The following is a 10154-nucleotide window of genomic DNA, read 5'->3' as shown; positions in this document are numbered from 1 at the left end:
ATTGAGGAAATCGAACAGATCTTTTCGATTTTGCCCGTTTCAATCAACGCGTCGCCCTGCGGCCCGCAGTTGTCGATGACTACGTCGCCCATTTCATAAAGTTTCTTTCCGCTTGGATGACGGCTGGCTTCCGCACTGGTATGCTGCCAACTGGTCACGACGATGACCTTATGGCCTTCCTGCTTTGCCTTGATCGCAAAGTCGATGACAACGCCGTTAATCCCGGAGTTGGATATAATGATAAAGCTGTCCTGCGGGCGGATGTCGTATAAATCGTACAGCCGGTCCGCAATATCCGCACGACGTTCAAAAATGTTGTCCGGATCCTTGAATTCCGCTAACGAAACCTTACCATGCAGAACGAAATCGCTGGTGACGATCGTATGGAACGGCACTAACGATCCCGGCCGGCCGGCTAATTCCATCCCGAAGCCCACGGAATGACCAGAACCGAAGACATGCACGACGCCGCCTTGAGCGATCGTATCGGCGCAAACCTCGGAAGCCTTGCGGATGTTGTCCATTTCCTTGCCTTCCAGAACATCGACAACCTTCATCATTTCTTCATAGAATAAATCCATATTAATTTCTCTCATGAGTGCACCTCCTAGGAATTCCAGCGTCCCAGATACACGTCTGAGATTTCGCGGTTATGGACATCGGCACCCTTGACATTGGCGCTCAGCAGAACCGGGCAGTCATGCCCCAGTCCGGTCAGATAACGATATGTTTCAGCACACAGCATCTGCGCGATCACATTGCCGGTGACCGTCGACACCTGGTTGATCTTCTGGCCGTTTTCCAGCGTGACCACCATATCCGGGCTCGGCGCGCAGTTATCCAGAATCAGATCAGCATAATCAGTCAGCTTTTTGCCGGACGGATGACGTGAAACCGAAGCTTCCGCTTCCGCCTTCGAAGTCACTACGATCAGCTTGCGGCCTTTTTCCTTGATTTTCTTGGCGAATTCAACGATCACGCCGTTGTTCGCCGGATTGGAAATCAGGATGAACATGTCATGATCGTCTATGTTATACATGTTCCATAATTTATCCGCTAAATCCGTGCGGTCGTTGAAATCAGGCTGGTTCGCTTCTTCCGGAGAAACGACGCCGCGCAGCAGCAAATCCTCCATTTTGATCTGGTGGAACGGCATCAACCCGCCGGCACGATACCCCAGTTCCATGGAAAACGCCAATCCGTGTCCCAAACCGAACAGCTGGACAAGACCGTTTTCCAGCATGCAGTCGCCCATCATTTTCGCCGCTTCGTAAACCGCCTCTCTCTGAGTGTTTTTAACCTCTTCCAGAGCGTGCTTAGCGGCTGAGAAAAACTCTTTTGCTTCAGCCATACTGAAACCTCCCTTTCACGCAGAATCACTCCCGCGAATGACCCTTTACGCTGACTTTATGATAGCTATTTTCGCTTTCAGTGTCAACCGCTTTCACGATGTTTTTGGATAATTTAATCAAATTGTCAGATTACTTATAGAATAAATAATTTGCATGAGCCGGCGGTCAAAATAAAAGAAGAACCTTGGTTCCGATTCTTCTTACACCGCTGATGAAAGAAACGCTTATTCTTCCAACGCCCCCTTTATTCTATCCGCTTTTTCAAGCAGATTTATCAATTGACTTCTTAGTAATTCACGCTCCTGATCGCTTATCTTGACCAGAATCTTCATGTCAATGCTGCTGACCAACGTTGTTGCTTTCCCCGCTAACTGAAGTGGCCGTACCTTCGTTTCAGCTCGTTTTATCTGATTCAGCGTCTTCTCCAAAGACAAGATTTGAAGTATAACATAATTTCATCTCTTCTCGTTCTTTTTCATTTATACTTTTCAACAACCTCGGAATTCCGTTATTCATTTTTTACAGAGTAATAAAATTCACAAGCAGGATAACTTTGATAATTTGTGAAATCGTCAGACTCCCCTAAATAATATAATTCATCTCCATTAATCACAAAAAAGCCTTGAAATTCTTCATCCTCAGTTATAAATTCAGTCCAACCTCCATCAGGGCCAGTACTTTTGGGACTCGCATATTTTACTGCAAACGAATAGGCATGACTCCCTAATGAGAAATATTCACCATCCAGCCATTCAGAATATTCTGTTTCTATACGGCTTGTAATGTGAATTCGCGCGTAATCATTGTCTAAAGGAAACAAGTTAAAAACGAGGCTGTCTCTTAAAAAAGCAGATTCTCCTTCCGGCAAATTGAAGCGATTATCAATTTCTTTTTCTTTCCACTGATGACACACATAAGCAAACACTGTGTCCGGATAATCTAAAAAAGATGGTTCCTTTTGATCCACGCTCGGGATGGGGGGTACTGCTAATTGTTGGCTCTGGATCAGAGGAGGTAACCGCCAATTCTGCTTGATTGACTGAACATCCGACTAACAACAAAATTAATAAGAATAAAAATAGGTTTTTTTTCATTTTTTCCTCTCCTTGTCGAGCTTTTTCTTTATATTCGATTCGCCTTCGAATCGTGCCGGCATGCAAAGCCTGTGCTGCAGCTGCAGTCCGTTATGCCGCTGCCAAAGCAGAGGTTATATCAGACAATCCATCATTTAACATTTGGATTTGCTTGTCTTTAGCGTTTAACGATTCCTGCAACGTGGAAATCGTGTTCTGTCATGTGTAAAGTAAATCAGAAACATCAACATTTTTGGTCTTCGATTTGTTTCTAAACCACAGTTTTAGAACCCCGCCTTCATCCCCATTCGATTTGATCCTTTTCGTAAATCTATTCGTTCAGAAACACACATCTACGGAATATCATGTCGCATTCCCCGATAGTCAATTCCAGTAATTATGCTCCTGTCTCAATTTCCACTTTTTCAAGTCGTAAAATGAACAAACTGACAGAGGCAGAAATTACATATTTATATCAAATGGGAATGGATATATCAAATTCACTCGCTCATAATTAAACCGCTTACAATAGTATTTTAACATGCCTTCCTCCACGCGGCAATCCGCGAAAAAAAAGTGCGAATTTCAATACTCCGCACTCTCCTCTATTCCATATGTCGTTTTATAATTAAAGAAATGATCGACGCCGCCAGCTTCGGATCTTCGTTGCAGACGATGAACTTGTACTGATCGACCAGTTCCATCTCCCGGTTCGCCTTGCTTAAGCGCTGCTGCACGATCTCCTCCGGCTCGGTTCCCCGCCCGCGGATCCGCTTTTCCAGCTCTTCCATGCTCGGCGGGATAATGAAAATCGTCAGCGCATCCGGACATTTCTCCATGACCTGCTGACAGCCCTGCACTTCGATTTCCAGCAGCACGTTCTTCCCCTCGGCGCGCAGCTTTTCGACGTTTTTCAGCGGCGTGCCGTAATAATTCCCGACAAATTCCGCATATTCCAGCAGTTCGCCGTCGCGGATCGCCTGTTCAAAGGCCGGCCGGTCGACAAAGTTATAATTTACGCCTTCGATTTCCCCCGGACGCATTTTGCGGGTCGTCATGGAAACCGAATACGCCAGGTTTAATTCCGGATCATTCACGAACTCCTTCAGAATCGTCCCCTTCCCGACTCCGCTCGGTCCGCTCAGCACGATCAGCAACCCCTTTTTCATGCTTCCTTCCTCCTTTTGTCCTGGTTTAATAATACAAAGCTTCCCGGCGATTGTCAACGAATTCCACGGCCGGTCCGGTTTGGGGTTTTATCAGAATCATGGTATAATAGGAACACATTTTGGAAAGGTTGATCACCATGGCTTTAGACGGACTCCTGCTGCACGCACTGTGCCGGCAGTTTCAGGAAATACTTCCCTGCAAAATCTATAAAATCCATCAGATCTCCAATACGGAGCTGTTGTTTCACCTGCGCACCCAGCGCGAGAAAAAGAATTTACTGATTTCCTGTCATTCACAATACAACCGCATCAATCTCACCGACCGCACCTATCCGACTCCGGAGGAGCCGTCGCATTTCGTCATGCTTCTGCGCAAGCATCTGGAGGGCGGCTTAATTCTGTCCGTCCAACAGGGCGGGCTGGATCGCTGGCTGGTGATGGAGGTTTCGCTGCGCAATGAAATCGGCGATAAGGTCTTCCGCAAGCTCTACGTGGAATTGATGGGCAAATATGCCAACGTCATCCTCGTCGATGAAGACAACCGGATTCTCGACGCGCTCAAGCGGATTCCGCCGTTTGAAAACACCAAGCGCACGATCCAGCCGGGCGCGCAGTTCACACTGCCCGAACAAGCGGTGAAGCAAGATCCGTTCACAGCGCAGACCGTCGATCCGCAACAGCCGCTGCACCAGCAGTTTGACGGCTTCTCTCCGCTGCTTGGACGGGAGGTCGAAGCACGGATGCGCCGGGGCGAAACCTTCCCGGAGATCATGGCTCAGATCGAAAGCAGCGATTCGCTGTTCATCACCAACACGCCCAAGGAAACACAGTTTCATCTGATTCCGCTGACCCAGTATGAACAGCCGGCCAAGGCATACCCGTTGATGGAGGGCATGGACGTCCTGTATTATCATAAGGAAGAAAAAGACCGGATCCGGCAGATGACTGGCGATCTGTTCAAGTTTGTCCGCAAGCAGCTCAAGCATTACCGCCAGAAACTGCCGAAGCTACTCGATGCGATGCAGGAAGCGCTGGATTGCGAAAAGTGGCGGGAATACGGCGATCTGTTATATGCGTATGGGCAAAATATTCCCAAAGGCACGCCGTCGGCAACCTTAACCACCTTCGATCAGAGCAGGCAGGTCACAATCGATCTGGATGTCCGCTTCGACGGACGCGGCAATGCGAAAAAGTGTTTTCAGAAATACAACAAAGGAAAAAAAGGTCAGGAGCATCTGTTGGAACAAATCGACCTGTGCGAGAAAGAGATCGAATATTTTGAGGGTCTTGAGCAGCAGCTGGAGCTGGCCAACTTTGAAGATGCCCGTGAAATCCGTGAGGAGCTGGCAGCGCTAGGCTACATGAAGCCGATCCAGTCAAAAATCCGCCGCAACCGCAAAAAGGCGAAGGCCCTGCCGGCGATCACGTCGATCCGCCTGGCGAACGGCGTTACGTTATATTTCGGTAAGAATAACCTTCAGAACGAGGCGCTGACGTTCAAGCTGGCGCGCAAAAACGACCTGTGGTTCCACGCTAAGGATTTCCACGGCTCGCATGTCGTTCTGGATTGCGAACAGCCTGACGAAGAAACGCTACGGCTGGCCGCGATGGTGGCTGCCTATTACTCCAAAGGCCGCTATTCCAGCAGCGTCCCGGTCAACTATTGCCCGATCCGCAATCTCAAGCGGGTCCCCGGCGCCAAACCGGGCTTCGTCTCGCTGACCAGTTACAAAACGATCTATATCGATCCGGAAGAAGCCGTGATCGATAATCTGTTGAAAGAAAACGCATGAAAACGACGCGCTACTGCTTAACCCTGCCCTATCTGGAGGTCGTTAAGAAATTGAAATATGAGCTGCGCTGGGGCTGCATCCGCGGCACACTGTTAAGTCAGGCTGAGGTCAGTCCCCAGGTGACGGTGCTGCTTTTACAGGTTGAAAATCAACCGGAAAATACCGTGCTGATCATCGATCATCTGCGTACTGAAACAGAGCTGCGGATCATCGAACCGGAGATGCAGGGATGGGATCAGATCCTGGGCAAGCTGTTTCTGTCCTTCCGGCTGCCGCCTAAAAATGAAAATCATCCATAAATATGTTTTGTAAAAGACGGGAAACCGCCTTTTTTATATTCATGAAAAAGGCTTCCTAATCAGGAAGCCTGGATGTGTTATAAGATTTCCAACAGCTGATCCAGAGCGTCGATCTGCCAGGTCGGCTGTTGTTTTAACGTCAGCGGCAGATGCTTCGGATTGAACCAGCAAGTATCCAGTCCCGCCGCCTGGCCGCCGGCGATATCCGAGCTTAACGAGTCGCCGATCACCAGAATCTGCCGCGGATCCTTTTCCGCGACAGTCTGCAGCACCGGCGCAAAGAATTCCGCCTGCGGCTTCTGCACACCCAGCTCATCGGAAATGAACAGATGCGTAAAATACTTCGCCATGTCCGCGCCCGCTAACCGCTGCCGCTGGGTCGGACCGTCGCCGTTGGTAATGACGTCCATTTCCACTTTTCCCTGCAGCGCTTCCATGATTTCACGCGCGCCCGCAAGCAGATCGTAGCCCTGCATCAACAGTTTGCGGTAAGCCCGGGAGGCCGCCAGACCATCAGCAGCAATGCCCAGTTCGTCAAACGTCCGCTGAAAGCGGGTATCCTCGATCACCTGCTTGCCGATCAGCCCCTGCTCGTAATCCGACCACAGCTGATGATTGATCCGCAGATAACACGCCACATTTTCCTCGCTGGCGTCTACGCCGAATTCCTCCAGGATCCGCCGCAGCGACCGCTCCTGATTTTTCTCAAAATCATACAGCGTGCCGTCCAGATCCCACAATAATGTACTGTACCGCATTATTTCAGCCGTCCCTCGTTCGCCAGCCGGCGCAGCTGCTTAACCTCAAACGGTTTCATCAGCCGATATTCGCCAGGATTCAAGCCGCGGACCGTGATCGGGCCCAACGAGCGCCGGTGCAGCCGGCGCACCTCGTAGCCGAAGACTTCCAGCATCCGCTTGATCTGCCGGTTGCGACCTTCCTGAATCGTCAATTCAAACATCGTCTGTTCATGCGCAAAATCCTTGTTCGTCACCCACAGCTTCGCCGGCAGTGTCTTGATTCCATCGTCCAGCACGACACCCTGTTCCAGCTGTTTGATTTCTTCCGTCTTCAAAATCCCGTTGATCGTCACCTCGTACACCTTGGCGATATGATAGCGGGGATGAATAATTTCATTCGCGAATTCTCCGTCGTTCGTCATGATCAGCACGCCGGTCGTGTCGTAGTCCAGCCGGCCGACCGGGAACACCCGCTGCGGTACATCCATCATTAAATCCACAACCGTCCGCCGGTCATGCTCGTCATTGAGCGTACACAGCACCTTCTTCGGCTTGTTCATGACATAATAGACTTTATCTTCACGCGCGATCGCTTTGCCGTCGACTTCGATCAAAGCCCCTTTGCGCGGTTTTACACCCAGCTCCGTTACGACCTGTCCGTCGACCTTGACGCGTCCCTGCAGAATCCATTCTTCCGCCTTGCGCCGGGAGGTCAGACCGCTGGCCGCAATAATTTTTTGTAATCGATCCATCGTTTATCTCCATCCTTTGCCTTCTTATTTTACCAGACAAGACCGGGAAAGAACAGAAAAATCGGCGTTAAACAAGGAATTGCAGCGTCAGCCAGATGCCCACGCCGATGCCGATCACGTCCGCGAACAAACCGATCGGCAGCGAATTTTTGATTTTCTTCACTCCCACCGAGGAGAAATAAAGCGTGATGACATAGAGCGTCGTATCTGTCGAGCCCTGGATCACGCTTGCCATTTTGCCGGCCAGCGAATCCGGTCCCAGCGTTTTCAAGATATCGACGAGAATTGCCAGCGACGCGCTGCCGGAGATCGGGCGGAAGAAGGCCAGCGCGAAGATATCCGAAGGAATCGCAGGAAACACTTTGCCCAGCTGCTGCGCCATCACGGTAAACAGCCCGCTTTCCCGCAGCAGCGACACCGCGAACATCATCGCCAGTAAGCTCGGAAACAGCGTGACAAACAACGACAGTCCCTCTTTCGCACCACTGACAAACGCATCATAGGCGTTGAACTTCCGCAGCAAGGCGAACGCGAAGATCAAAAGGATTAAGATCGGCAGAATATACAGGCTACTTTCCACGGTAATTCACCCACCGATCCAGCGCCAGGCCGCCGATCGACGCGCAGCTGGTCGCAATGATCGCCAGCGGCATGAAATCGGTCGGATTCAGCGCACCGAACTGCGCGCGCAGTGAAACGATCGTCGTTGACAAGATGGTCACCCCGGCGGTGTTCAGGACTAAAAACGTGACCATTGCGCGGCTGGCGGTTTTCTTATCCGGATTGTGCCGCTGCATGCACTCCATCGCCTTAAGGCCGCTGGGCGTCGCCGCCGAGCCCAGTCCGAATACATTGATCGTAATGTTGGCGGCAATGTAGCCCAGCGCTTCCGGATCGTCGCGCAGATCCGGAAACAGAAACCGCAGCAAAGGAGACAACAGCTTTTGCAGCATATTCAGCAGACCGACCTCCCGCGCGATATTGAGAATTCCGCTCCAGAAACAGGTTGCCGCCACCAACGGCAGCGCCAGCTCGAGCGTTTCGCGCCCGACGTTGACGATCACCTGATTCACAGAACTGACCGATCCGGTCAACAGACCATACGCCAGTGAAGCCAGAATCAACAGGATCCAGATCAGATTCATATGCACCACCTCCAGAAACAGAACTTCCGCGGCGGCTTAACAGCCGGGAGTGTCTTGACCACCGTGTGCGAAGGATCAGTCCAGCACAGCGTCAGCTCATTTTTACTTTTATTGAGCGTCATCGTGTACTGTCCCTGTCCCGCTTCTTCCTTTTTAACGACGACTTCAAACGGCTTGTCCAGCTGGGCGATATAGCCCTCCTGTTCGATCGGGCCGGCCGGCTGCAGCGTGATCAGCTCGCACATTTCCATCGCTTTCCGATACTTTTGTTCGTGAAACGTCCAGCGGTCCGGCACAGCCAGCGTCACGACGATGTATTCCAGCTCGCCATTCTGCGCCGCGGTGACCAGCGTTTCCCCGGCCTTGTTGGTGAAACCGGTCTTGCCGCCGGTACAGAATTCAAAATTGCTCAGCAGCTTGTTGGAATTTTTCCAGCGTGAGCCCCATTCGCTTGTGTAGTACTGCGTCGCAACGATCTCCCGAAACTGCGGCAGCGTCATCGCGTACTGCATCAACACCGCCATATCATAGGCTGTGGAATAATTGCCTTCTTCCTCAACGTCCATGCCGTTGGGATTATGAAACTCCGTATCCTTCATCCCCAGCGCCACCGCCTTTTCATTCATCATCTGAATGAATTTTTCAACCGATCCGCCCCCGACCCGGTGGGCGATCGCAACCGCCGCATCGTTGCCGCTCTTTAACATCATGCCGTAAAGCAGCGAGCGCATCGAAACCTGCTGCCCTTTCTGAATCCAGATCATACTTCCTGTCACATTCGTCACTTCGTCGCCGATAATCCACTGGTCGATGTAATCCCCGTTTTCCAGCGCGACCACCGCGGTCATGATTTTTGAGATCGAGGCGATCGAGCGAACTTCGTGTTCATTTTCAGCTTCCAGGACATTGCCGTCGTTGCCGCTGATCACAATGTACGAACCGTCCGCGTGCAGCGGCGTCCAGAACAATGTCAGCGTCAGAAAAAATACCGCAATCTTTTTCATACAGCGCCTCCTGTTTGACAGTGTATGTTCCAGCCCGCCGATCAAGAATCAGGTCTTTTTCACCGGGGTTGAAATTGTTCAATGACGGTTCTTTTCTAAATTCGGATTGGACTTATTAAAGATTCAGCACCCAAGCCGTTCCGGCTGGATTTGCGCGGTTTTACAAACGGAGTCTCTCCGCCGTTTTTTCTGATCAAAAAAACTGCCGGTCAGGCAGTTTCTTGCTTAGTCAGTTATGCTTTTCTGTCCGCGATCTTGCTTAAAAATTAAATTCATTATCCCAGTTAAACTCGCCGGATTGTTCCAGGCTCATCGGCCAGTGCCGGCACCAGTCCGGCACCCGCGGCGCTTCCAGGCGGTCAAAGCTTGGCGTATACGGTTTAAGATCCAGGATCGGCGTGTTGTCATGGGCATCGATATAGGCAATCCGCACGATGCCTTCCATTTTGTCGAGGTCCAGAATTTCTACGGCGGTCAAACCGATCGGATTGGGCCGGATCGGGGAACGGGTCGCGAAGATCCCCATCCGTTCCGGCGCGTTTTTGTACGGTTGTTCTGTCTGGAGCACCGATCTGTACGGAGCGCTGTCAAGATCGCTGAACCACCACAGCACCTGCAGGTGGCTGAAGCCGTCCAATCCCTCCAGCGCGGGAATGAAGCGTTTGTCCAGGCAGAGGAAAAAGCCTTCCTCATTGCAGCGGATGATGCCGATCGGGTTTACTTCATAGGTTGTCATTGTTTTACCTTCCTTTCGTGTGATTTCACGATAAACCCTGACACGTTGTGAGAGTCAAGCGATACAAGAAAATGATGCAAGCATCATTCTG

Annotated in this window: 12 protein-coding genes; 2 read left to right on the top strand and 10 right to left on the bottom strand. The window is 50.9% G+C overall.

The features are described 5' to 3' along the window. The 4 genes from HOLDEFILI_RS13755 to gmk form a co-directional block, all read right to left on the bottom strand. Positions 1 to 596: sugar isomerase domain-containing protein (locus tag HOLDEFILI_RS13755; RefSeq protein WP_006060400.1), on the bottom strand; the 596-nt coding region annotated here is incomplete at its 3' end. Positions 597 to 607: 11 nt separating this feature from the next. Continuing rightward, positions 608 to 1351 carry a sugar isomerase domain-containing protein gene (locus HOLDEFILI_RS13750; RefSeq protein ID WP_006060399.1) on the bottom strand — a complete coding sequence of 248 codons (744 nt, stop codon included), beginning with the start codon at positions 1349 to 1351 and terminating at the stop codon, positions 608 to 610. A gap of 509 nt (positions 1352 to 1860) precedes the next feature. Further along, positions 1861 to 2319 carry a hypothetical protein gene (locus tag HOLDEFILI_RS13740; protein WP_006060396.1) on the bottom strand — a complete coding sequence of 153 codons (459 nt, stop codon included), beginning with the start codon at positions 2317 to 2319 and terminating at the stop codon, positions 1861 to 1863. A 711-nt stretch (positions 2320 to 3030) separates the two neighbouring features. Then, a complete protein-coding gene (gmk, locus tag HOLDEFILI_RS13735) occupies positions 3031 to 3594 on the bottom strand; it encodes a guanylate kinase (protein WP_039865062.1) in 564 nt (187 codons plus the stop codon). A 137-nt stretch (positions 3595 to 3731) separates the two neighbouring features. On the opposite strand from gmk, the gene HOLDEFILI_RS13730 reads away from it, so the two are divergent. Both HOLDEFILI_RS13730 and HOLDEFILI_RS13725 read left to right on the top strand, forming a co-directional pair. Then, positions 3732 to 5387 (top strand): Rqc2 family fibronectin-binding protein, encoded by a 1656-nt coding sequence (locus HOLDEFILI_RS13730; protein WP_006060392.1) that lies wholly within the window; start codon positions 3732 to 3734, stop codon positions 5385 to 5387. Next, complete coding sequence (locus tag HOLDEFILI_RS13725; RefSeq protein ID WP_006060391.1) at positions 5384 to 5686, top strand: hypothetical protein; 303 nt, start codon at positions 5384 to 5386, stop codon at positions 5684 to 5686. Before HOLDEFILI_RS13730 ends, HOLDEFILI_RS13725 begins: the two co-directional genes overlap by 4 nt. Positions 5687 to 5763: 77 nt before the next feature. Here the strand turns inward: HOLDEFILI_RS13725 and HOLDEFILI_RS13720 are convergent, their stop codons facing one another. The 6 genes from HOLDEFILI_RS13720 to HOLDEFILI_RS13695 form a co-directional block, all read right to left on the bottom strand. Beyond that, complete coding sequence (locus HOLDEFILI_RS13720) at positions 5764 to 6444, bottom strand: YjjG family noncanonical pyrimidine nucleotidase (RefSeq protein WP_006060390.1); 681 nt, start codon at positions 6442 to 6444, stop codon at positions 5764 to 5766. Continuing rightward, positions 6444 to 7178, bottom strand: coding sequence for a pseudouridine synthase (locus tag HOLDEFILI_RS13715; protein ID WP_006060389.1), 735 nt, complete (start codon positions 7176 to 7178; stop codon positions 6444 to 6446). Before HOLDEFILI_RS13715 ends, HOLDEFILI_RS13720 begins: the two co-directional genes overlap by 1 nt. 67 nt (positions 7179 to 7245) lie before the next feature. Further along, positions 7246 to 7758 carry a nucleoside recognition domain-containing protein gene (locus HOLDEFILI_RS13710; protein WP_006060388.1) on the bottom strand — a complete coding sequence of 171 codons (513 nt, stop codon included), beginning with the start codon at positions 7756 to 7758 and terminating at the stop codon, positions 7246 to 7248. Continuing rightward, the gene (locus HOLDEFILI_RS13705; protein WP_006060387.1) at positions 7748 to 8323 is read right to left on the bottom strand and encodes a nucleoside recognition domain-containing protein; all 576 of its coding nucleotides are present in this window, start codon (positions 8321 to 8323) and stop codon (positions 7748 to 7750) included. Before HOLDEFILI_RS13705 ends, HOLDEFILI_RS13710 begins: the two co-directional genes overlap by 11 nt. Then, entirely contained in the window at positions 8320 to 9327 is a 1008-nt protein-coding gene (locus HOLDEFILI_RS13700) for a D-alanyl-D-alanine carboxypeptidase family protein (RefSeq protein ID WP_006060386.1), read from the bottom strand. The genes HOLDEFILI_RS13705 and HOLDEFILI_RS13700 overlap by 4 nt, the downstream gene beginning before the upstream one ends. Positions 9328 to 9586: 259 nt before the next feature. Next, positions 9587 to 10063 (bottom strand): SAM-dependent methyltransferase, encoded by a 477-nt coding sequence (locus tag HOLDEFILI_RS13695; RefSeq protein ID WP_006060384.1) that lies wholly within the window; start codon positions 10061 to 10063, stop codon positions 9587 to 9589. Positions 10064 to 10154 lie beyond the last annotated feature (91 nt).

The organism is Holdemania filiformis DSM 12042 (genome assembly GCF_000157995.1).
GTDB lineage: Bacteria > Bacillota_I > Bacilli_A > Erysipelotrichales > Erysipelotrichaceae > Holdemania > Holdemania filiformis.
The sequence above is the reverse complement of the archived record's forward strand: the minus strand, read 5'-3'. Positions and strand labels throughout refer to the sequence as shown.